The organism is Streptomyces sp. ISL-99 (assembly GCF_018614005.1).
Taxonomy (GTDB): Bacteria; Actinomycetota; Actinomycetes; order Streptomycetales; family Streptomycetaceae; genus Streptomyces; species Streptomyces flavidovirens.
In genome coordinates, this window is record NZ_JAGGPC010000090.1 from 38,495 (window position 1) to 60,886 (window position 22,392).

Genomic DNA, 22,392 nt, shown 5'->3' on the forward strand with positions numbered 1-22,392 from the left:
CATGAACGAGATCATCGGCAGCCACGATCTGCTGCTCGTCACCCTCGACACCCTGCGCCACGACGTCGCCGCCGAACTCGCGGCCACCGGCCGCATACCGAACCTGGTCCGGCACCTGCCGGGCGGCGTGTGGGAGAAGCGGCACGCGCCCGGCAGCTTCACCTACGCCTCGCACCAGGCGATCTTCGCGGGCTTCCTGCCCACACCCGCCGCCCCCGGTCCGCATCCCCGGCTGTTCGCCGCGCGCTTCGCGGGCAGCGAGACCACCGCGGAGCGCACCTTCGTCTTCGACGCGCCCGATCTCGTCTCCGGCCTGGCGGACGCCGGCTACCGCACCGTCTGCATCGGCGGCGTCGGCTTCTTCAACCGGCAGGGCCCGCTCGGCTCGGTCCTGCCGGGCATGTTCCAGGAGAGCCACTGGGAGCCGGAGTTCGGCGTGGCGTCGTCCACGTCCTTCGAGGAGCAGGTCGTCAGGGCCGAGCAGGTCGTCGCCGAACTCCCGGTCGAGCAGCGGCTGTTCCTGTTCGTGAACGTCTCCGCTCTCCACCAGCCCAACTGGTTCCATCTGCCCGGTGCCACCCGTGCGGCCGGTGACTCGCGCGCCACCCACGCGGCCGCTCTGGAGTACGTCGACCGGCACATCGGCCGCCTGTTCGCCGCCGCGAGCAGCCGCCGCCCCTGCTTCGCGATCGTCTGCTCCGACCACGGGACGGCGTACGGCGACGACGGCTACACCGGTCACCGCCTGGGCCACGAGGCCGTCTGGACCGTCCCCTACGCCCACTTCACCCTCGATCAAGGGGCCACCCGATGATGAGCACCACCGCGCCCCGCCCCTACCAGAGTTACGTCTACGCCTACCCGCACAAGACGGCGTACCGCGAGCTGGAGAACCGCCCCTCCCTGCGCGACCTCTGGGCGGACGAGCCCAAGAACGCCCTCTCCCTCTACCTCCACATACCGTTCTGCGAGGTCCGCTGCGGCTTCTGCAATCTCTTCACCCGCATCGGCGCCCCCGACGAACTGACCGGCCGGTACCTCGACGCGCTCGACCGCCAGGCCACCGCCGTCCGCGACGCCCTCGGCGACACCGGCGTCCACTTCGCCGCCGCGGCCTTCGGCGGCGGCACCCCCACCTTCCTCAATGCCGGCGAGCTCGAACGGCTCTGCGACATCGCGGAGAAGCGGATGGGCGCCGACCTGGCCGCCGTCCCCCTGTCCGTCGAGGCCTCCCCGGCCACCGCGACCCCCGACCGCCTCGCCGTCCTCGCCGACCGCGGCACCACCCGCCTCAGCCTCGGCGTCCAGAGCTTCGTCGACTCCGAGGCCCGCGCGGCCGTGCGCCCCCAGCGCCGCGCCGACGTCGAGACGGCCCTCGCCGCCGTCCGCGACGCCCGCATTCCCGTCCTCAACATCGACCTCATCTACGGCATCGAGGGCCAGACCGCCGACACCTGGCGCACCTCGCTCGACGCGGCGCTCGCCTGGCGTCCCGAGGAGCTCTACCTCTATCCCCTGTACGTACGCCCCCTCACCGGCCTGGGCAGGATCGGCGCCGAGGCCGACGCAGCCTGGGACACCCAGCGGCTGCGGCTCTACCGCCAGGGCAGGGACCACCTCCTCGCCCACGGGTACGAGCAGGTCTCGATGCGGATGTTCCGCCGCGCGGACGCGCCGAAGCAGGCGGCGGACGAGACGGCCGACGACTACGCCTGCCAGACCGACGGCATGATCGGCCTCGGCTGCGGAGCGCGTTCGTACACCCCCGCGCTCCACTACTCCTTCGACTACGCAGTGGGCATGAGCGAGATCCGCAAGATCATCGACGACTACACCACGACGGAGGACTTCTCCCGTGCCGAGACGGGCCGGCACGTCGACGCCGACGAGGCCCGCCGCCGCCATCTGCTCCAGTCGCTCCTCCAGGCCGAGGGCATGCGCCTGGCCGAGTACGGCGAGCGGTTCGGCACAGCGCCGGCCGACGACTTCCCCGCCGAACTCGACCGGTTCGCGGCCCGCGGCTGGCTCGACGACAGCGCGCCGAAGGGTCTGCTGCGGCTCTCCCCCGAGGGCCTCGCGCACTCGGACGCGCTGGGCCCCGAGCTGTTCTCGCCCGCTGTACGGGCCGCCATGGCCGCGTACGAACTGAAATGAGCCCGGCCATGGACCTGACGATCCTTTACCGCGGCCCGCTCGCCTCCTGCGACTACGACTGTCCGTACTGCCCGTTCGCCAAGCGGCGCGACAGCTCCGGCCGGCTGCGCGCCGACCGCGCCGCACTGGAACGCTTCACCGAGTGGGCCACCGCGCAGACCGGCGACCGCCTCTCGGTGCTCTTCACCCCCTGGGGCGAGGGCCTGGTCCGCTCCTGGTACCGCCGCGCCCTCACCGAGCTGTCCCGGCTGCCGCACATCCGGCGCGTCGCCATCCAGACGAACCTGAGCTGCCGCACCGACTGGCTCACCGAATCCGGCGCCGACCTCGGCACGCTCGCGCTGTGGTGCACCTACCACCCCGGTCAGACACCGTACGACCGCTTTCTCGCCAAGTGCCGCGACCTGACCGCCCGTGGCGTGCGTTTCAGCGTCGGTGTGGTCGGCTTCCCCGAGCATCTGGAAGAGGCGCGCCGACTGCGCGCCGCGCTCCCCTCCGAGGTCTACCTGTGGGTCAACGCGGCGGAGGGCCGCACCTATACGGACGCGGAGGCGGCCCAATGGACGGCCCTGGACCCCCTCTTCCCGTACAGCCGCCACCCGCACCGCTCGGCCGGTCTGCCCTGCCGGACCGGCGAGTCGGTGATCTCCGTGGACGGCGACGGCACGGTGCGCCGCTGCCACTTCGTACGCGCCGGACTCGGCAACCTGTACGACGGCTCCTACCGCCGGGCACTGCGCCCCCGCGCCTGCCCGCTCGCCACCTGCGACTGCCACATCGGGTACGTCCATCTGGAGACGCTGCCGCTGTACGACGTGTTCGCGGGCGGCGTCCTGGAACGCATACCGCGCGGACCTGCCGAGGCCTCACAAGGGCAGCAGATCGGGCCTCTTCGCCTCGACGTGATCACCTGACGACTCACCGCGCAGCCGCCGCCCGATCCACGGCACCAGGTGCTCCCGCGCCCACTGGATGTTGTCCCGGCGCGCCTCCAGCGAGTTGCGCGGGGCCATCGGCGGCCACGCCTGGTCCGGGTCGGCCGGTACGTCGAGGCCGAGCACCTGGGCGGCGCGCAGCGCGACGCGGGTGTGACCCTCGGGCGAGAGGTGGAGCCGGTCGCCGTCCCAGGCGCGCCTGTCCTGGACGGACTTGAGCGACCACAGGTCGAGCACCGGGCAGTCGTAGCGGTCGGCGACCGCCCGTACGTGCGCCGTGTACGTCGCGATCTTGCCGCGCAGATGACGCAGCACGGGAATGCCGCGCGTGTCGAAGCCGGTGGTCACCATGACGGTGCCCACGGCGTTGGTGAGGTCGGCGACCGCCCGCTCGAAGCGCTCGGCCACGTCGTCGGGGTCGCTGCCGGGCCGGAGGATGTCGTTGCCGCCGGCGCAGAAGCTCACCAGGTCGGGAGCCAGTGCCTTCGCGCGCGGGACCTGCTCGGCCACGATCTGGTCGAGCAGGCGGCCGCGTACGGCGAGGTTGGCGTAGCGGAACGTGTGCTCGGGGACGCGGTCGTCGAGGAGTACGGCGAGCCGGTCGGCCCAGCCGATGAACGCACCGTCGAGTCCCGGATCTCCGACGCCCTCGGTGAAGCTGTCGCCGATCGCCGCGTACGACCCGATGGTGCCTGCGCTGAATGATCTCGAATCGTCTGCCACGTCGGCACATCCTCCACTGGAGCAAGTGACCTACGCCACCGTAGGGAGGGGTTGACGCGGCGTGATATACGACACCGGTCAAGATTCACCCAACCCGGAATAGACCGAAAACGCACGTACGCCCCCTTTTGCCGCCGTGTGTGGCAGCAAAAGGAGGCGTACGGGGAGCGCTCAAACAGGTCAGACAATGACGCCGTGGCCGCGGAGGTAGGCCAGCGGGTCGACGTCCGAGCCGTAGCTCGGGCCGGTCCGGATCTCGAAGTGCAGGTGCGGGCCGGTGGAGTTGCCCGTGCTGCCGGAGAAGCCGATCTGCGTGCCGCCGCCGACGCTCTGGCCGGAGGAGACGGACAGCGAGGACAGGTGGGCGTACTGCGAGTACCGGCCGTCGTCGTGCTTGATGACGACCTCGTTGCCGTACGAGCCGCTCCAGCCCGCGGAGACGACGGTGCCCGCACCGACCGCCTTGACCGGGGTACCGCTCGCCGCGGCGAAGTCGACGCCCGTGTGGTAGCCGCTGGACCAGCTGCCGCCGGCGGCGCGGTACGGCGTGGTGACGCTTGCGGAGACGGGGGCGGTGAAGCCGGATCCGGCGCTCTGCGCGGCAGCGGCCGGGGCAGGGGCGGAGACAGGCTTCTCGGCCTCTGCCTTGGGGGCGGGCTGGGGGGCGGCCTTCGCCGGGGCGGGCTTCGCCGGAGCGGCCTTCGCGGGGGCCGGCTTGGCCGGGGCCGCCGCCTTCGCCCCGATGGTCAGCTTCATGCCGGGCAGGATCAGCGAGGGGTTGCCGCCGACGACCTCACGGTTGTCCTCGTACAGCTTCTGCCAGCCGCCACGCACGTCCTGCTCGTCGGCGATCTTCGACAGGTAGTCGCCGGAGACCACGGAGTAGGTCTTGGTGCCGGTCTTCTTCTTCGGCGTCGCCTTCTCAGAAGCGGCCGAGGAGTCGGGGGCGGCCTTGCCGGCGGACGCGGGGGCCGGAGCGGCCTTCTCCGCGGCGTTCGCGCCGGTGGCGGCGATGAGGGGAAGTGCGAGTGCGGCTCCGCCCGTTCCCGCGGCGACGAATCCGCGCGTGAGCGGGTTGGACCTCGGGCGGCGGTGCTTACCCTTTGCGGGCATGGAACATTCCTCTCCGGCGCCTACGAGGTGAGCTGTCGGGTTCGGACTGGAGATGCCCGGCCGCGCTGTTGCGCGACTTAACCCCAAAGCCGGACCGGACAATGGAACATCCGGTGGCCGGCGTACTTACCTGGGTCCCCCGCTCCTGCCACGCGTGAGTGAGTGTGAGTGCGGACCCCGGGAGGTGGCAGGATTCGGCGGTCCTCCCGGATTGACGGTGACCGTAAGCCGACGGGGCTGCCCCGTACAAGCCAGTCCATTCGTTCCGCCATTGCCCCGAGAGAATTCACGGCGCAATTCCCGTCACCCTCTGTGGATTACGGATCATCGCGCCCCGCGCGTGAACTGGTAGTTGCTCACGGCGCTTCGCCACGCACCGTCACGAATATGATCCTGCTCACCAGCGGTCCCGCCATTTCCCGTACCCACCAGGGGAGTTAGTAGGAAATAGCCCGTTTCGCCCCAACCGTGACTCACATCCCCCCTTATGCCCGTAAAGGCGTCAAATCCTCCGCAACCGGAAGACCGCCGCGTCGAGATCCCCGCGCAGCGCGGTGCGCAGCCCCCGGTGGAGCAGTACGGAACCCCGGTGCACGGCCGAGGTGTCCAGGCAGGCGTACGCCGCTTCCGGGTCGAGCCCCCGCAGGCGCAGCGGCGGCTGCTGCTCGCCGTAGTGCTGGGCCTGCAGCCACGCGAGGACCACGATGTCGTCGCCGCGCAGGTACTGGACCGCGCTGAGCCCGCCGTCGGGGGCGCGCAGCCGGTACAGCTCGCCGTGCTGCACGACCGGCCTGATCTCCTTGTACAGGTCCACCCACTCGCGCGCCTCGGCGATCTCGTCCTCCCCCCACCCGGTCAGATCGCCGCCGATGCCGAGCACGCCCGCCATCGCGCTCACGAAGCGGAAGCGCAGCGAGCTGACCCGCCCGTTGAGCTGGGTGTTGGGGCTGTCGGTGACCCACGCGGCCATCGCCCGCGCCGGGTGCAGCTGACTGAAGCCGTGCTGGATGGCGAGCCGGTCCAGCGGATCGGTGTTGTCCGAGGTCCACACCTGGTCGGTACGGGACAGGATCCCGAGGTCGATCCGTCCGCCGCCCCCCGAACAGGACTCGAAGGCCACGCCCGGATGCGCGGCCCGCAGCCGGTCGAGGAGCGCGTACAGAGCGTGCACGTGCTCCGTCCACAGCCTCTGCGGGTACGGTTCGCCCGGCCAGCCCGCGTCGGTGAAGCAGCGGTTGAAGTCCCACTTCACATAGTCGACGGGCGCGCTCGACAGCAGGCCGTCGAGCTGCTCCCAGAGGTACGCCTGGACGTCGTCCCGCGCGAGGTTGAGAACGAGCTGGTTGCGGAACTCCGTGCGGGTGCGCCCCGGATGGTGCTGCACCCAGTCGGGGTGCGCCCGGTACAGATCGCTGTCGGCGTTGACCATCTCGGGCTCCACCCAGATCCCGAACCGCATACCCAGCCGGTGCACTTCGTCGGCGAGCGGCTTCAGCCCACCGGGAAAGCGCTCGGGGATGGGCGTCCAGTCCCCGAGCCCGGCCCGGTCGCTGACGCGCGCACCGAACCACGCGTCGTCCACCACGAACAGCTCGACGCCGATGTCCGCGGCCCGTCGCGCGAGCGCGCGCTGCTGCTCCGCGTAGATGTCGAAGCCGGTCGCTTCCCAGGAGTTGTAGAGAACGGGCCGCGAGCGCTCGGCGTCCGGGATCACGTGCGCGAGCTGCCAGGCGTGCCAGGCCCGGCTCGCCCCGCCGAACCCGCCGTCGCTCCACAGCCCCGCGAAGACGGGTGTGGTGTACGTTCCGCCGGGCGCCAGCCGCAGCAGCCCCGAGTCGTCGTGTCCCGCTCCGCCGGTGATCTGCACCGTCCCGTCGGGCAGTTGCTGTACGGCGATGCGCCACGACCCGGACCAGCCGAGCGCGCAGCCGTACACCTCACCGCTCTCCTCCGTGGCGCCCTCCGCGTCGAGGGCGACCCAGGGCAGGTGCTGGTGCCCCGTGTGGCCGCGGCGGCTGCCCAGGACCTTCTCGCCGGGGGCGAGATCCGAGCGTACGAGCCGGGATTCGGCCGCCCACCGGCCGTGCAGCTGGCTCAGCCGCCACCGCTCGCGCCGGGGCAGCGTCCAGGCGGCGGCGTCGGCCCGCAGCAGTTCCAGGGCCGGGGCGTCGGCCGGTCCTTCGTGCGCGACGGTGGCCCACCGCTCGACGACGTCGGAGTCCTCGCGCATCCGGTAGTGCAGGGTGAGGCCGAGGTGGTGGACGGGGTCGGTGAAGCGCAGCCGCAGTTCGTCGCCGGCCGTGGCCGCCTCCGAGTACCGCCACTCGGTGCCGCGCACGACGGGCGTACGTACGGACAGGGCGGGCCGTACGAAACGGGGACCGCCCTCGACCGGGTACTCCTCGCGCCCGTCGAGCTGCGACTCGAACGGCCAGTACGGTGGCGGGGGTTCGGCGGCGAGGGACTCGGCGGCGGCGAGGGAGATGCGCGGCCCCCAGTGCAGGTGAACCAGCTCGTCGTGGCCGGTGAGGTGCAGCGCGTAGCTGCCGGCCGCGCCGGAGAGCAGCCAGGTACGGCCGTTGCCGCCGGTCTCGATCATCAAGTCCCCCAGATCCGCACAGGTACGAACATCTTCGTTCGTCCGGCCTCCCTGTTGCAATGACCGGACGGGGTCGGCCGAGATGGTTGCCCCGGGAACCCGTGTCGTATCGTCGAAACGCGCCGAAGTCGGCGAGCAGCGCCGACGGCAGACTTCAGGAGCCCACGTGACACAGCAGCTGCCGCAGGTCCCGTCGACCGAGCCCGAGCACGAGCCCGAGCTTGCCGCGGTGCGCAACTTCCGCGACGTGGGCGGCCTGCCGACGGCGGACGGGCGGCGGGTCCGGTACGGAGCCCTCTTCCGCAGCGGTCACCTGGCGCACGCCACCGCCGTCGACGCGGCGTTCCTCGGTTCGCTCGGCCTCCACACGATCTTCGACTTCCGCAACGAGGCGGACCAGAAGCTGGAGGGCCCGGACGTGGAGCTGCCGGGGGTGCGCAACGTCAACCTGCCCTTGACGGACCCGGCCGACGGTGCCGTGTTCTGGAAAATGGTCCGCGACGGGAACCTCGACGAGCTGCGCGAGATCCTTTCGGACGGCAAGGCCGCGGACCGCATGTCGGCGACGTACCGCATGATCATCAAGGAGCGTACGGCCGAGCACAGCCAGGTGCTGCACGCCCTGGCCGAGGACTCCGTCCCCGCGCTGATGCACTGCGCGGCGGGCAAGGACCGCGCGGGCCTGTCCATAGCGGTGACTCTGCTGGCGGTCGGCGTCGAGCGCGAGGCCATCGAGGCCGACTACCTGAAGTCGAACGACCCGCACCGCCGCTACAAGGTCCACCGCAGCGACAACTCGCCGACCGGGATGTCGTCCGAGGTCATGGAGCTGCTCAGCCCGCTCTTCGAGGCCCGCGCGGAGTATCTGAACGCCGCCTTCGAGACGATCGAGGAGATCTGGGGCACCACCGACCGCTACCTCGCAGAGGGGCTGAACCTCGCTCCCGAGACCCGCGAGCGACTGCGGACGCGCCTGCTCGACGGGAGCTGAGCGACGCGGCCGGTGTCAGCGCTGGCCGCCGAGCGTGAAGAGCAGGTAGACGAAGGCCGCGAAGAGGTGACCCGCGACGACGTACATGAAGACGCGGATCGCCAGGCCCCTGGGGATCTTGTCCTCCACGAAGCGGCGGGCGGCGGTCTTTCCCCCGGGCAGCGGCATGTCAGGTCTCCTGGGGTAGGCACAGCCCGGCGGCGGCGCTCTGCAACAACGTGTGAACGAACAGCAGGTCGGCCCCGTCCGGGCCGGCGGCCGCGATGCGGTGCGGGGTCAGCGAGTCGTAATGCGCGCTGTCCCCGGCATCGAGCCGGTGGACGCTCTCGCCGAGCACCAGCCGCAACCGCCCCGACAGGACGTACAGCCACTCCTCGCCGGGATGGACGCGCACCATGTCACCCTGGGCGCCGTACGGGACGTGCACGCGCAGCGCCTGCATGGCGCGCCCCGAGCCGCCGGCCCGGTGGTACGTCCACCCGTCGGCCACCCGCGCCTCGGCCTCGTCCGCCCGCAGTACGGCGTCCCGCTCACCCGGAGTCTCACCGAGGAGCGCGGACACCGTCGTCCCGTACACACGGGCCAGCGTGAGCAGCATCGGCAGCGAGGGCTGGCGCTGTCCCGTCTCCAGGCGGGACAGGTGCGCCGGTGAAAGACCGGCGCGCCGGGCGGCCGCCTCCAGCGTGAGACCGCTGTGCCGCCGCAGGTCGCGCAGTCTCGGCGCGACCGAGGGCAGCGCTCCTTCGGCCGGCTCTTCGAGGCGGGGTGTCATGCACCCATTGGGCCAGATGAATTACCCAACAGGCAAAAATATTACCTCCGAGGCAAATCAGCGGTTGGCGACCGCCTGCTTCACCAGGGTCTTGCCGAAGTCCCACATCAGACCGCCGCCGCTGTGCGCGTCGTCCATCACCGCGGTGAACGCGCCGACGAACCGCTCGACCTCCCTCTCCCCCACGATCAGCGGCGGAATGAGCTTGATCACTTCGAGGTGGTCGCCGGAGACCTGGGTGAGGATGCGGTGCTTCTGGAGCAGCGGTACGACGACCATCTGCGCGAAGAGTCCCTTGCGGGCGGCCTGGAGCATGGTCCAGCGGCTGCGCAGCTTCAGCGAGCTCGGCCGGCCGAACTCGATGCCGATCATGAGCCCGCGCCCCCGTACGTCGTGCAGCAGCTCATAACGGCCGATGAGCGCGGTCAGCCGCTCCCGCAGCAGATCGCCGGAGCGCCGCGCGTTCGCGACGATCTCCTGGTCCTCCATCACCGAGAGGACGGCGAGGCCCGCCGCCATGGCCTGCGCGTTCGAGCCGAAGCTGGCCGAGTGCACCAGCACCCGGTCCATCGACGAGTAGACGCGCTTGAAGATCCAGTCCTTGCCGAGGGTCGCGCCGACCGGTACGTAGCCTCCCGAGAGCGCTTTCGCGACGCACAGCAGATCGGGTTCGACGCCCTCCTCGTGCTGGTACGCGTAGAAGTCCCCGGTCCTGCCCAGGCCCGTCTGCACCTCGTCGGCGATCAGCAGTGCTTTGTGGCGGCGCAGGAGCTCCTGGGCGGCGCGCAGGAACCCGGGCGGGGACTCGTGCACGCCCTTTCCCTGGATCGGCTCCACGACGAAGCCGGCCACGTCACCCCGCTTCAGCTCCCGCTCCAGTGCGTCCAGGTCACCCAGCGCGATCGCGGTGTCGGGCAGCAGCGGCGCGAATCCGTCGCGGAAGCCCGCCTCGCCGTTCACCGACAGCGAGCCGGTCGTCAGGCCGTGGAAGGCGTGCGCGCAGTACAGGATCCTGGGCCTGCCCGTCGCGTACCTGGCGAACTTCAGCGCGGTCTCGACGGCCTCCGTGCCGCTGTTGCCGAAGAACACCCGGTCCAGGTGCGGGCTGTGGGCGAGCAGCTTCTCGGCGAGCAGTCCGGGCAGCGGCTGGCAGTCGAAGCGCGTCAGGTCGGCGAGCGAGGCGTCGAGGACGTCGTGCAGCGCCTTGCGTACGACGGGATGGTGCCGGCCGAGGCCCATCACGCCGAAGCCCGCGAGCATGTCGAGGTAGTCGTTGCCTTCCGCGTCCCAGAAGTAGGCGCCCTCGGCCCGCTCGTAGACCTTGTCGAAGCCGATGGTGCGCAGCATGCGGGGCAGTTGGTGGTTCAGGTGCCTGGAATGCAGCTCGTAGCGCTCGGCCCCGCGTTCGGCGAGGAGCTTCGCCAGGTCGAACTCCTTCGGCGCGCCGTCCGTCATTCCGCTGTCTCCTTGGCGTTCGGCAGTGGGACGGACCGGGCTTCCCCGGCCGCCAGGGCGAGGCTGATCCGACCCGCTATCGACGCGGGGGTGAGCCCGATGTCGGCCAGCACCTCACTCCGCTTGGCGTGCGCGAGGAACTGTTCCGGGATGCCGTACGTCCGCAGGGGTACGTCGACTCCGGCGTCCCGGAGCGCCTGCCCGACGGCTGAACCCACCCCGCCGCTGCGGCTGTTGTCCTCGACGACCGCGACGAGGCGGTGCCGCTGCGCGAGCTGCGCGAGCTGCTCGTCGACGGGCTTGACCCAGCGGGGGTCGACGACCGTACAGCCGATGCCCCGCTCGGCCAGCAGCCCGGCCGCTTCGAGGCAGACGGGCGCGAGCGCGCCGACGGAGACCAGGAGTACGTCGGGTCCGGCGGCCCGGCGCAGCACGTCCATGCCGCCCACCCGGCCGGCCGCCGGGATCACCGGTCCCACGGATTCCTTGGGGAACCGCAGGACGGTCGGTGCGTCGTCGACGTCCACGGCCTCGCGGAGCTGGGCACGCAGCTGGTCGGCGTCGCGCGGCGCCGCGATCCGCAGGCCGGGTACGACCTGGAGGAGCGACATGTCCCACATGCCGTTGTGCGAGGGCCCGTCGGCCCCGGTGACGCCCGCCCGGTCCAGTACGAAGGTCACGCCGCACCTGTGCAGCGCCACGTCCATGAGCAGTTGGTCGAAGGCGCGGTTGAGGAAGGTGGCGTAGACGGCGACGACGGGGTGGAGCCCGCCGGTGGCGAGCCCGGCGGCGGAGACAGCGGCGTGCTGTTCGGCGATCCCGACGTCCCAGATCCGGTCGGGGAACGCCGCGGCGAACTTGCCCAGCCCCACGGGATGCAGCATGGCCGCCGTGATCGCGACGACATCGGGCCGCTCCGCGCCGATCTTCGCCATCTCGTCGCCGAACACGGAAGTCCAGGAAGGACCGTTGGCCGGTGCGAGGGGCTCGCAGGTCAGCGGGTTCATCGCGCCCACGGCGTGGAAGCGGTCCGCCTCGTCCTGCTCGGCTGCGGCGTAACCTTGACCCTTCTCGGTCAGGCAGTGCACGAGCACCGGCCCGTGGAAGCGCTTCGCGCGGCTCAGTGCCGACTCGATTGCCGCGATGTCGTGGCCGTCGATCGGGCCGACGTACTTGAGCCCCAAGTCCTCGAACATCCCCTGCGGGGCGATGAAGTCCTTGAAGCCCTTCTTCGCGCCGTGCAGCGACCCGTACAGCGGTTGCCCGATGACGGGGGTGTGCTGGAGCACGTCCTTGCACCGGGCGAGGAACCGCTCGTACCCGTCCGTCGTACGGAGAGTGGCGAGGTGGTCGGCGAGCCCGCCGATGGTCGGGGCGTACGAACGCTCGTTGTCGTTGACGACGATGATCAGCGGCCGGTCACGGACGGCGGCGATGTTGTTGAGCGCCTCCCAGGCCATGCCGCCGGTGAGTGCGCCGTCCCCGGTCACCGCGACGACGTGGTCGCTCCGGCCGAGCACCTGGTTGGCCTTGGCGAGCCCGTCGGCCCAGCCGAGGACCGTAGAGGCGTGCGAGTTCTCGATGACGTCGTGCGCGGACTCCTCGCGCGACGGATAGCCGGAGAGCCCGCCCTTGCGGCGCAGCTTGGAGAAGTCCTGCCGGCCGGTGAGCAGTTTGTGTACGTAGCTCTGGTGGCCGGTGTCCCACAGGATGCGGTCGGCGGGCGAGTCGAAGACCCGGTGCAGGGCGATGGTCAGCTCCACCACCCCGAGGTTGGGCCCGAGGTGTCCGCCCGTCCGGGCCACGGCCCGGACCAGGAACTCCCGGATTTCGGATGCCAGCTGACAGTTCTCGGCGTCTGTCAGACCTTTCAGGTCGCGCGGCCCCCGGATACCTTCCAAGATCGTCACGCTCGGGCCCCCTCTCTGGTCCTTCAGCTCACAGTGACGGCGGGCATCCCCGAAGTGATGCCCTCGCCCTCCATGTCCGCGGCGATTTTCATCGCCTCTTCGATGAGCGTCTCGACGATCTTCGACTCGGGCACGGTCTTGATGACCTCGCCCTTGACGAAGATCTGGCCCTTGCCGTTGCCGGACGCGACACCGAGGTCCGCCTCACGCGCCTCACCAGGACCGTTGACGACACAGCCCATGACGGCGACGCGCAGCGGCACCTCCAGGCCGTCGAGACCGGCGGCCACCTGGTCGGCGAGCTTGTAGACGTCGACCTGCGCGCGCCCGCAGGACGGGCAGGACACGATCTCCAGACGCCGCTGCTTGAGGTTGAGCGCCTCCAGGATCTGAAGGCCGACCTTGACCTCTTCGACCGGCGGCGCGGACAGCGAGACCCGGATGGTGTCGCCGATCCCCTCGCTCAGCAGCGCGCCGAAGGCCACCGCGGACTTGATCGTGCCCTGGAACGCCGGACCGGCCTCCGTCACACCCAGGTGCAGCGGATAGTCGCACTGCGCGGCGAGCTGCCGGTACGCGTTGACCATCACGACCGGGTCGTTGTGCTTGACCGAGATCTTGATGTCACCGAACCCGTGCTCCTCGAAGAGGGACGCCTCCCACAGCGCCGACTCGACGAGCGCCTCCGGGGTGGCCTTCCCGTACTTCTGCAGCAGCCGCGCGTCGAGCGACCCGGCGTTCACACCGATGCGGATCGGGGTGCGCGTCTCCAAGGCCGCCTTGGCGATCTCCTTGACCTTGTCGTCGAACTGCTTGATGTTGCCCGGGTTCACCCGGACCGCCGCGCAGCCGGCGTCGATGGCGGCGAAGACGTACTTCGGCTGGAAGTGGATGTCCGCGATCACCGGGATCTGCGACTTGCGCGCAATGGTCGCCAGCGCGTCCGCGTCGTCCTGGGTGGGACACGCCACCCGTACGATCTGGCAGCCCGAGGCCGTCAGCTCCGCGATCTGCTGGAGCGTCGCGCCGACGTCGGACGTCCTGGTGGTCGTCATCGACTGCACCGAGACGGGCGCGTCCCCGCCGACCGCCACCGACCCGACCTGGACACGCCGCGAAGCGCGGCGCACCGCCAGGGGCCGGGCCAGCAGCCCGGGGAGCCCCAGTGCGACAGGCTCACCAACGGTCATCACGTCACCCGTGGTTTCCCGAGACCGTCTCGCGGACCGCGCGCAGGGACTCCTTGAGTGAGCCCATGGTCGCGAGGACGGCCGTCGGCTCGTAGCCGCAGTGCGCCATGCAGTTGGCGCACCTCGGGTCCTTGCCCCGCCCGTACTTGCTCCAGTCGGTCTCCTCGATGAGCTCCCGGTACGTCGGGACGTACCCGTCGCTCATCAGGTAGCAGGGCCGCTGCCACCCGAAGAGGGAGTAGTTGGGGATCGCCCACGCCGTGCACGGGAAGTCCGCCTTGCCCTCCAGGAAGTCCAGGAAGAGCGGCGAATGGTTAAGTCGCCAGCGCCGCCGGTTGCCACCCGCGAACGCCTTCTTGAACAGCTCCCGCGTCTGCTCGACACCGAGGAAGTGCTCCTGGTCGGGAGCCTTCTCGTACGCGTAGGCGGGTGAGATCATCATCTCGTCCACCTCCAGGTCGTCGTTGAGGTAGTTGAGCACCTCGATGATCGTCTGCGGGGTGTCGGTGTTGAAGAAGGTGGAATTGGTGGTGACCCGGAAGCCGCGCTTCTTGGCCTCCTTGATCGCCTCCACCGCTTCGTCGAAGACGCCTTCCTTCGCGACCGATTCGTCGTGCCGCTCCCGCAGCCCGTCGATGTGCACGGCGAAGGCGAAGTACGGCGACGGCGTGAACTTCTCGATCTTCTTGCGCAGCAGCATCGCGTTGGTGCAGAGGAATACGTACTTCCTCTTCGCCACCAGCTGCCGCACGATCTCGTCGATCTGAGGATGCATCAGCGGTTCGCCGCCCGCGATGGAGACCATCGGAGCACCGGATTCCAGGACCGCTCCCACGGCCTGCGCCACGGGCATGCGCTGCTTCAGAACCCCCGCCGGATGCTGGATCTTGCCGCAGCCCTCGCACGCGAGGTTGCAGGCGTAGAGCGGTTCGAGCTCGACGATGAGCGGGAACTTCTCTCGCTTGCGGAGCTTCTGTTCGACGAGATACGTCCCGACCCTGATGGTCTGACGGAGCGGCATGGCCATCTGGCTCACCTCCTGGGGAGCAGCGAAGAACGGTGCCATTCAAAAAAGGCAGGCAGCACTGCGCGAAGAACACGAAATGCCGATATTCCACCGCGAAGCGTTCCAATGCGTACGAGCTCGTGCTCCGGAGCGTCCACGACCACCCGAACGGCCGCAACCGGACGCGGTCCGGCCCGCAGCGCGCTGCCGAGCGTCGCGGCGGACTCCATGTCCACAGCGATCGCCCCGGTGGCCGCCAGCCGGGCCCGCTCGGGTCCCCTCACGACATGGGCGGAGCCGAGCAACGGGCCGGTGTGCACGGTGCGTCCGGGCACCACCCGGTCCAGCGCCTTCGCGAGCAGCTCCACGCCCGTACAGGCCGAAGTGCCGTGGGGCCCGCGCGTCTCGTCGGCGACGATCAGGTCCCCGGGGTGCATTCCGGGGACCAGCCCCGCGCAGAAGCCGGACGCGATGACGGCGGCGTCCGGGGCCGGGCCGCCGTGGGCGAGCGCCTGCCTGACGGCCGTCGCTGCCGCCTTGGGGCCCATCCCCGTACGCAGTACGGTCACGGGCCCCGGCGCCTCCTTGCGGTGTCCGCTGCGCAGCGCGAACTGCTCGATGCCGAGCGCGCAGGCGATCAGCAGCGGTGCGGGCTCGGCCGGGTCCATGGGGGCCATCAGGTCCCTTCCCGGGTGGCCAGGTCCGGGTAGGTGGGCTCCCCGTGGACGTACCGCCCGAGAGCGGTGAGCGGGAAGACCTGCCGGTAGAGGTGGTAGTTGATGGAGAAGTCCCACGGGAATCCGGTGCCCGTGAAGTACGGCTCGTCCCAGGAGCCGTCCTCCCGCTGGGTCCCGGCCAGCCAGGCGACGCCCCGTTCGACGGACTTGGCGTCCCGCTCCCCCGCCGCGAGCAGGGCGAGCAGCGCCCAGGCGGTCTGCGAAGCGGTCGAAGCACCGCGCCCGGCCCAGCCGGCCTCACGGTACGAGCGCAGGTCCTCGCCCCAGCCGCCGTCGTCGTTCTGGACGGACTCCAGCCATCCGACGGCGCGACGGACGGCGGGGTGGCCGGTCGGCAGCCCGGCAGCGATCAGCGCCGGCACGACCGCCCCTGTTCCGTATACGTAGTTGACACCCCAGCGTCCGAACCAGGAACCGTCCGGCTCCTGTTCGGCCAGCAGCCACTCGATGCCGCGCCGGGTGCGCGGGTCGTGTGCCTTGCCTTCGACGGCCAGCATCTCCACCACGTGCGCGGTGACGTCGGCGGACGGCGGGTCGATGACCTCGCCGAAGTCACAGAAGGGCAGCCGGTTGGGGAAGGGGCTGGTGTTGTCGGCGTCAAAGGCCGCCCAGGCGCCGTTCTTCGACTGCATGCCGAGGTTCCAGCGGACGGCGCGGTCGACGGTCGCCTCGGTCCGCGCGCGGTCCGGGTGCGCGACGCGCCGCAGCGCCAGGACGACCTCGGCGGTGTCGTCGATGTCCGGGTAGTTGTCGTTGTGGAACTCGAACGCCCAGCCGCCCGGCTCGACTCCGGGGCGGCGTACGGCCCAGTCCCCGGGCCGTACGATCTGCTCGCTCATCATCCAGTCGGCGGCCTTGACGAGCGCCGGGTCGTCGGGCCGTACCCCCGCGTCGGCGAGTGCGATGGTGGCGAGGCAGGTGTCCCAGACCGGCGACTGGCAGGCCTCGATCATGCGGGCGCCGTCCTCGCGCCACACCGTGAACCGGTCGAGCGACTCCAGGCCGGCCCGCATCACCGGGTGATCCAGGTCGTATCCGAGCAGGTGGAGCGCGATCAGGGAGTACACGGCGGGCGGCTGGATCCCGCCCCAGCAGCCGTCGTTCTCCTGCCGCTCGACGATCCAGCGCGCCGCGCTCTTCATCGCGGCGCCGCGCAGCCTGGCCGGCGCGACCTTGCGGTAGACGTGCAGGGCCTTGTCGAGCCGCTGGAAGGCGCCCTCCCAACTGGTGGGCGTGGCAAGCCTCTTGCGCGGGTTCGGCACGCGTGGGTTGGTGTGCAGCTCGTCGAGCGCGAACGGCGCGGGACGCACGGGCCGCTTCGCGGACACCACGGTCAGCGGCACGATGGTCTGCCGGGCCCAGCAGCCGAAGTCGTAGATGTTCAGCGGGAACCACGACGGAAGGAAGATCAGCTCGGGCGGCAGCTCCGGCAGATCGCCCCACTTCCACCACCCGAACAGCGCCAGCCAGATCCGGGTGAAGACGCGGCTCGCGGCGATGCCGCCGCGCGCCCTGATCCAGGCCGCGGCGCGCTCCATGTGCGGATCGTCCGGCAGGTCTCCGGCGAGCCGCAGGGCGACGTACGCCTCGATGGTGGTGGAGAGGTCGCCGGGGCCGCCGTAGAAGGTGGCCCAGGTGCCGTCGCCCCGCTGCTCGCCGCGGATGAAGAGCGCGGCGGCCCGGACGGTCTTCTCGTCCTGAATGCCCAGGAACTGACGGAGGAGCAGGTCCTCGGCGTCCATGGTCACATTGGTTTCGAGGTCACCTTTCCACCAGCCCTGGTCGTCCTGCTGTGCGAGCAGATGCGCGACCCCGCGGTCCGTGGCCCGCCGCGCGGCGTCCAGGACGCCGGCAGTGACCGGCCCGTGACGGGTGACGTCTGGGGTGTTGGTGGTGCTGTTGTCGGTAAATTCGCTGGCCGCGGCCGCGCAGGGCTTCATGGCCCCAGGGCTTCCGTCGGTCGTCGCTGTCATGGTTTCCCCTCCGTGGCAGTTGGTCATCTGCTGTGCTGGGGTCCGACGTCGTCCGGTGCGGGGTTTACGGCGGGTCCCGGCACCGGACGGCGACTTGCGAGTTATATGAGGCGGATGCTGATCATCTCTTTCGTACGACGACGAAGTCCGCGAGCGCCGTGAGCTGCGCACGAACCTGCGGGGGCATGTCGACACCGTCCAGCGCCTCGATGGCGACCGCATGCTGCCTGCGAGCTTCCTGCGCCGTCCAGTCACGGCCGCCCGCCTCCTCGATCAGAGCCGCCCTGGTGGCGAACTCCTTCTCGGAGAAGCTCTCGAAGTCGTTGCTCTTGGCGTCGGCGGAGAGCAGCTCGCCGAGCCGCTCCGACGCCGGACCGCCGGCAGCCAGCGCCGCGACGACGGGCAGGGACTTCTTGCGCTGGCGCAGGTCGCTCCAGGTCTGCTTGCCGGTGGCGTCCGGGTCGCCCCAGATGCCGAGCAGGTCGTCGACGGCCTGGAAGGCGAGACCGAGGTGGTAGCCGTACGCCTCCAGCGTGTCCGCCGTACGGTCGTCCACCCCGCCGAGCACCGCGCCGATGGACACGGCACAGGCCAGCAGGGCGCCCGTCTTGTTGCCCTCCATCTCCAGGCACTCCTCGACGGTGACCCGCTCGCGGTGCTCGAAGGAGATGTCCTGCGCCTGACCGTCGATGAGCTTGCGGGTCGCGGTGGTGAGCCGACGCGTGGCGCGCCCCGCCTCGACGGTGCCGAGCTCCAGCAGCACCTCGTTGGCGAGGGCGAAGAGCGCGTCGCCGACGAGGATCGCCTGCGCGGGTCCGTGCACCTTCCACACGGTGTCGCGGTGCCTGCGCTGCTCGTCGCCGTCCATCAGGTCGTCGTGGAGCAGCGAGAAGTTGTGTACGAGTTCGACGGCGACGGCGCCGGGAACGCCGACCTCGGCCGCCGCGCCCGCCGCCTCCGCCGACAGCAGCGCGAGCGCCGGGCGTACGGCCTTGCCGCCGTCGCCGTCGGCGGGCCGCCCCTGGGTGTCGATCCACCCGAAGTGGTACGCCGCGACGGTGTCCATGGGCGGCGCGAGCCGGTCCACGGCGGCCTTCAGCACCGGGGTGGACAGGGTGCGGCCGCGCTCAAGAAGCGCGGCGATGTCCACCGTGGTGTTGTCGACCGGGTTCACCGGGGTCACAGGCTCTCCTCTTGTTTCCATGCCAGTGCTCATACCGCCTCCTGCAACGGATGTTCATGTACGCGGCCGAGTTCGCGGAGGGCCGCGCCGGCGGCGGTGATGCCGCTGCGCACAGCGCCCTCCATGGTCGCGGGCCATCCGGTGGCGGTCCACGCGCCGGCCAGGTACAGGCCGGGCGCGTGCGTACGGGCGCCGGGGCGCAGCCGTCCGACGCCGGGGGTGGGGGCGAACGTCGCTGTCCGCTCCCGGGTGACGAAGAAGTCGCGTACGCCCGCGCCGCGCGCGGCGGGCAACAGCCGCTCCAGCTCGGGCAGATAGCGTGCGCGCAGCTCGGCCACGGGCGCGTCGATCTCGCCGCGTGCCGCCGACTGCGAGACGGCGAGGTACTGTCCGCCGCCGGTGAGTCCGGAGGACTCCGTCCGGTCGAAGACCCACTGGACGGGGCTGCCGAGCGCGGCGAAGAAGGGCCGGCGCAGCACCTTGCGGTCGTACACGACATGGACGTTGAGGATCGGCGCGGTGCCGATGTCGAGCAGCCGGCCGGGGTCGTCGATGACACCCTCGGGCAGCAGGGCGTGCGTCTCGCGCTGCGGTACGGCGAGCACGACGGCGTCGGCCTCGATCCGCTCCCCGCCTCCCGCGCCGACGGACCAACCCCCGCTCACCGAACGGGAGATGGAGCTGACCCGGGTGCGCAGTCCGGTCCGTACACCCGCGGAGTCGAGCGCCTTGCGGGCGAGTGTGTCGTGCAGATCGCCGAGCGGTACGTGCGCCCAGCCGATGTCGGCGGCGCCGGGCTCGGAGAGCAGTCCCGTCTTGAAGACCATGGCGGCGAGGCCGAGGGAGGCGTCGGGCGCGGTCGCGTTGAGCGTCGCGACGCCGACGAGGTCCCACAGTGCCTCGATGGTGCGCGGCGACTGTCCGTGGCGGCCCAGCCAGGTGGCGAAGTCCACACCGTCCAGGGCGGGATCGGCCGGATCGAGCTTCTTGAGCGCCAGCGCGGCACGCCCCACGCTCGCCCGCTCGGCGAGGGAGAGATGCGGATACGTCGCCAGGCTCGCGGCCAGGTGCAGCGGTACGGGCAGCGCCGTGCGGCGCAGCCGCCCGAGCCGGGGCCCGGCGGACCGGCCGACGTCGAGCACGGGTACGTCGAGACGGCTCTGCAGCGGGGCCAGTCCGGCGCCCTCGATCCGGTCGAGGAACCACCGGTAGGCGGTGCAGCAGCGCAGATAGACGTGCTGGCCGTTGTCGACGGTGAGCTCGCCGCGGCGGAACGAGAACGCGAGGCCGCCCAGGCGCGGGCGCCCTTCGAGCAGTGTCACCCGCATGCCGGCGTCGGCCAGCTGGAGCGCGGCCGTGACTCCGGCCAGTCCGCCTCCGACGACGACCGCGTGACCTGCCGCGGGCCCCGGCGAGCGGGCCGGCACGGTGGGCCTGCCGCCTGTGGTGCCGCGTGTCATGCGCCCTCCCCTCGGGACTCGCCGACGGAGTACGGACGACGGGCCGTTGCACTCAGGGACGCACCGGGCCGCCGGGGGGTTGCGCCTCTCTTGTACGCGTTCGTCCCGCCGGCCGCAACGGGGCCCATCAGACCCGCCTCCAGAGGTGAGGGCGGGAGATGTGCCGGGCGTCGAGGCCCGACAAGCCGCGCACGGCGACGTACGCCTTCTCGTGTCCCGGCAGTGAGACCCGGCCGCGCAGTACGGCCAGGGGGTCGCGCTCGATGCGGTCGAGGAGCCGCCGGTAGATACCGGCCATCGCGGCGACGCAGGCACCGGAGCGCCGGTCGAGCAGGGGAAGCAGCCGGTAGCCCTCGGCGAACAGGGCGCGGGCGCGGCGTACTTCGAAGTGGATCAGGCCCGTGAAGTCGGAGCCCTCGGGCGGGGTGGCGCCGTGGAAACCGGCCGAGCAGCCGAACTTGGCGAGGTCGTCGGCGGGCAGGTAGGTACGCCCGTTCCCGGCATCCTCGCGGACGTCCCGGAGGATGTTGGTCAGCTGGAGGGCGAGACCGAGCGTATCGGCGTACTCCGAGGCGCGTTCCGTGGAGCGCGCGCCGGTCTGGGTGCCGAACACGCCCAGCGAGAGCCGTCCGATGGCGCCCGCGACGCACCGGCAGTAGACCTTCAGGTCGTCCCAGGTCTCGTAGGTCTCGCCGCGTACGTCCATGAGGACGCCGTCGATGAGCTCGTCGAGCCCTTCGAGCGGCAGCGGGAAGCGGCGCGCAGTGTCCGAGAGCGCCACGGCGACCGGGTCGGTGTCGTCGTCGTCGACGGTGCCCGCACGGACGCGGTCGAGCAGCGCGCGGGTCTCTTCGAGCCGCACCTGCTTGACGGCGGGCTCCAGCACACCGTCGCCGATGTCGTCCACGCGCCGCGAGAACGCGTACAGCGCGGACATGGCGTTGCGCTTGTCGGTCGGCAGAAGCCTGATGCCGTACGCGAAATTGCGCGCCTGCGCTCCGGTCACGGCCTCGCAGTAGCTGTACGCGGCGAGTACCGGTGCGGACATCTGCGTGAGTCCTTCCACGGGCCGGCTCACCCCTCTCTTCGGTCTCATCGCAAGACAGCTCCCACTGCGCGCAGCAGGCTGAGCTTGGTGGGCTTGGGCGGTCCGGGGAGCACGTCGTAGCCGGTGGCCGCGATCGCCGTGAGGGCCGCGCGTCCGCCGCCGACGAAACCGGCGAGGAGCAGCTTGAGCCTGCCGTTGACACTGGCCACGAGCGGAGTGCCCTCGTCCAGGAGGCACCCGGCGCGTTCCGCTTCGTACGCGATGAGGGAGCGCACCGACGCGTTCGCGGACGGCGCGGCCAGATCGGCCTCCTCGACGTGGAAGCGCGCCATGGAGTCGGCGGGCAGGTAGATCCGGTCGCGGCCGAGGTCCTCGGCGACGTCCTGGAGGTGTTCGACGATCTGCAGGGCGGTGCAGACCGCGTCGGAGCGGCGGATCCGCTCGGGGCTCGCGGTGCCGGTGATCCGGAGGACCAGCCGGCCGACGGGGTTCGCCGACAGCTCGCAGTACGCGAGGAGATCGTCGTACGTCTTGTAGCGGCGTACGAGCTGGTCCTGCCGGTTGGCTTCGATGAGCCCGAGGAACGGGCCGGGGGTGAGCGAGCAGCGGCGCACGGTCGGCACGAGGGCGCGCAGGAGGGGGTGGCGCGGGCCGTCCCCCGAGGCGTCGAAGACGCGGCGCAGGTCGGTCTCGAAGGCGTCGAGCAGGAGCAGGCGGTCGTCGGCGAGGGCGGGGTCGAGGCCGAGCAGGCGGGCGTCGGCGCCGCCGGGGGCGAGGTCGCCGTCGCCGATGTCGTCGACGAGGCGGGCGTAGCCGTAGACGGCCATCAGGTCGTGCCGCCAGGCGCGCGGCAGAAAGAAGGGAGCCACCGGGAAGTTCTCGTCGGCGGCCTTGTCCAGGGTCGTGCGCGCGTGTGCGTCGGTGCGCACGTGACGGGTTCCGGTCATCGCGGGCTGCCCGGTGCGGGGACGGCGGAAGCGTCTTCGCGCTGGAGAGATTCCATAGCCATTGCCGTCACATCTCCCGTTCTACACCGTCGACCTAATACATCCCATTTCGGACACGCCGCCCACCGGTACAGCTTACGTTGTACAACGCCCGGCACCGCGCCGGGGTGTTGGGCGGATTACAACAAGGCAGCAA

At 70.9% G+C, this 22,392-nt stretch carries 19 protein-coding genes and 1 riboswitch; of the genes, 4 read left to right on the top strand and 15 right to left on the bottom strand.

Annotation, left to right across the window (positions count from 1 at the left end; genetic code table 11):
- The first annotated feature begins 1 nt into the window (after window position 1).
- The 3 genes from J7E91_RS34625 to J7E91_RS34635 are packed head-to-tail and all read left to right on the top strand — an operon-like array spanning window position 2 to window position 3,068.
- The gene (locus J7E91_RS34625; RefSeq protein WP_214911322.1) at window positions 2-814 is read left to right on the top strand and encodes an STM4013/SEN3800 family hydrolase; all 813 of its coding nucleotides are present in this window, start codon (window positions 2-4) and stop codon (window positions 812-814) included.
- A complete protein-coding gene (locus J7E91_RS34630) occupies window positions 811-2,154 on the top strand; it encodes an STM4012 family radical SAM protein (RefSeq protein ID WP_214911269.1) in 1,344 nt (447 codons plus the stop codon). The genes J7E91_RS34625 and J7E91_RS34630 overlap by 4 nt, the downstream gene beginning before the upstream one ends.
- Window positions 2,155-2,162: 8 nt before the next feature.
- Complete coding sequence (locus J7E91_RS34635; RefSeq protein ID WP_214911271.1) at window positions 2,163-3,068, top strand: STM4011 family radical SAM protein; 906 nt, start codon at window positions 2,163-2,165, stop codon at window positions 3,066-3,068.
- Here J7E91_RS34635 and J7E91_RS34640 read toward each other — a convergent pair.
- From J7E91_RS34640 to J7E91_RS34650, 3 genes are all read right to left on the bottom strand, one after another.
- Complete coding sequence (locus tag J7E91_RS34640; protein ID WP_214911273.1) at window positions 3,021-3,812, bottom strand: SGNH/GDSL hydrolase family protein; 792 nt, start codon at window positions 3,810-3,812, stop codon at window positions 3,021-3,023. The two genes, J7E91_RS34635 and J7E91_RS34640, sit on opposite strands and share 48 nt — an antisense overlap.
- Window positions 3,813-3,992: 180 nt before the next feature.
- Window positions 3,993-4,925 carry a LysM peptidoglycan-binding domain-containing M23 family metallopeptidase gene (locus J7E91_RS34645; protein ID WP_214911275.1) on the bottom strand — a complete coding sequence of 311 codons (933 nt, stop codon included), beginning with the start codon at window positions 4,923-4,925 and terminating at the stop codon, window positions 3,993-3,995.
- 2 nt (window positions 4,926-4,927) lie between these two features.
- Window positions 4,928-5,100, bottom strand: a riboswitch (cyclic di-AMP (ydaO/yuaA leader).
- 327 nt (window positions 5,101-5,427) lie between these two features.
- Entirely contained in the window at window positions 5,428-7,524 is a 2,097-nt protein-coding gene (locus J7E91_RS34650) for an alpha-galactosidase (RefSeq protein WP_214911277.1), read from the bottom strand.
- Between the two features lie 166 nt (window positions 7,525-7,690).
- Between J7E91_RS34650 and J7E91_RS34655 the strand changes: the two genes are divergently transcribed.
- Window positions 7,691-8,515 (top strand): tyrosine-protein phosphatase, encoded by an 825-nt coding sequence (locus tag J7E91_RS34655; protein WP_308377563.1) that lies wholly within the window; start codon window positions 7,691-7,693, stop codon window positions 8,513-8,515.
- Between the two features lie 15 nt (window positions 8,516-8,530).
- Here J7E91_RS34655 and J7E91_RS34660 read toward each other — a convergent pair whose 3' ends face one another.
- From J7E91_RS34660 to hpnC, 12 genes are all read right to left on the bottom strand, one after another.
- Entirely contained in the window at window positions 8,531-8,683 is a 153-nt protein-coding gene (locus tag J7E91_RS34660) for a DUF6126 family protein (RefSeq protein WP_214911281.1), read from the bottom strand.
- 1 nt (window position 8,684) lies between these two features.
- Entirely contained in the window at window positions 8,685-9,287 is a 603-nt protein-coding gene (locus J7E91_RS34665; protein WP_214911283.1) for a helix-turn-helix domain-containing protein, read from the bottom strand.
- 57 nt (window positions 9,288-9,344) lie between these two features.
- Window positions 9,345-10,742, bottom strand: a complete 1,398-nt coding sequence (locus J7E91_RS34670) for an aspartate aminotransferase family protein (protein WP_214911285.1) — start codon at window positions 10,740-10,742, stop codon at window positions 9,345-9,347.
- A complete protein-coding gene (dxs, locus tag J7E91_RS34675; protein WP_214911287.1) occupies window positions 10,739-12,652 on the bottom strand; it encodes a 1-deoxy-D-xylulose-5-phosphate synthase in 1,914 nt (637 codons plus the stop codon). The genes J7E91_RS34670 and dxs overlap by 4 nt, the downstream gene beginning before the upstream one ends.
- A 23-nt stretch (window positions 12,653-12,675) precedes the next feature.
- Window positions 12,676-13,842, bottom strand: coding sequence for a flavodoxin-dependent (E)-4-hydroxy-3-methylbut-2-enyl-diphosphate synthase (ispG, locus tag J7E91_RS34680; protein WP_214911289.1), 1,167 nt, complete (start codon window positions 13,840-13,842; stop codon window positions 12,676-12,678).
- Window positions 13,843-13,846: 4 nt separating this feature from the next.
- Window positions 13,847-14,869 carry an adenosyl-hopene transferase HpnH gene (hpnH, locus tag J7E91_RS34685; RefSeq protein ID WP_028815585.1) on the bottom strand — a complete coding sequence of 341 codons (1,023 nt, stop codon included), beginning with the start codon at window positions 14,867-14,869 and terminating at the stop codon, window positions 13,847-13,849.
- A 5-nt stretch (window positions 14,870-14,874) separates the two neighbouring features.
- The gene (locus tag J7E91_RS34690; protein ID WP_214911291.1) at window positions 14,875-15,525 is read right to left on the bottom strand and encodes a 1-hydroxy-2-methyl-2-butenyl 4-diphosphate reductase; all 651 of its coding nucleotides are present in this window, start codon (window positions 15,523-15,525) and stop codon (window positions 14,875-14,877) included.
- Window positions 15,525-17,558 carry a squalene--hopene cyclase gene (shc, locus tag J7E91_RS34695; RefSeq protein WP_214911293.1) on the bottom strand — a complete coding sequence of 678 codons (2,034 nt, stop codon included), beginning with the start codon at window positions 17,556-17,558 and terminating at the stop codon, window positions 15,525-15,527. The genes J7E91_RS34690 and shc overlap by 1 nt, the downstream gene beginning before the upstream one ends.
- A gap of 121 nt (window positions 17,559-17,679) precedes the next feature.
- Entirely contained in the window at window positions 17,680-18,774 is a 1,095-nt protein-coding gene (locus J7E91_RS34700; protein WP_214911295.1) for a polyprenyl synthetase family protein, read from the bottom strand.
- Complete coding sequence (hpnE, locus tag J7E91_RS34705) at window positions 18,771-20,201, bottom strand: hydroxysqualene dehydroxylase HpnE (RefSeq protein WP_214911297.1); 1,431 nt, start codon at window positions 20,199-20,201, stop codon at window positions 18,771-18,773. The genes J7E91_RS34700 and hpnE overlap by 4 nt, the downstream gene beginning before the upstream one ends.
- Window positions 20,202-20,328: 127 nt before the next feature.
- A complete protein-coding gene (hpnD, locus tag J7E91_RS34710) occupies window positions 20,329-21,249 on the bottom strand; it encodes a presqualene diphosphate synthase HpnD (protein WP_214911299.1) in 921 nt (306 codons plus the stop codon).
- A gap of 44 nt (window positions 21,250-21,293) precedes the next feature.
- The gene (gene hpnC / locus J7E91_RS34715) at window positions 21,294-22,196 is read right to left on the bottom strand and encodes a squalene synthase HpnC (RefSeq protein ID WP_214911301.1); all 903 of its coding nucleotides are present in this window, start codon (window positions 22,194-22,196) and stop codon (window positions 21,294-21,296) included.
- Window positions 22,197-22,392 lie beyond the last annotated feature (196 nt).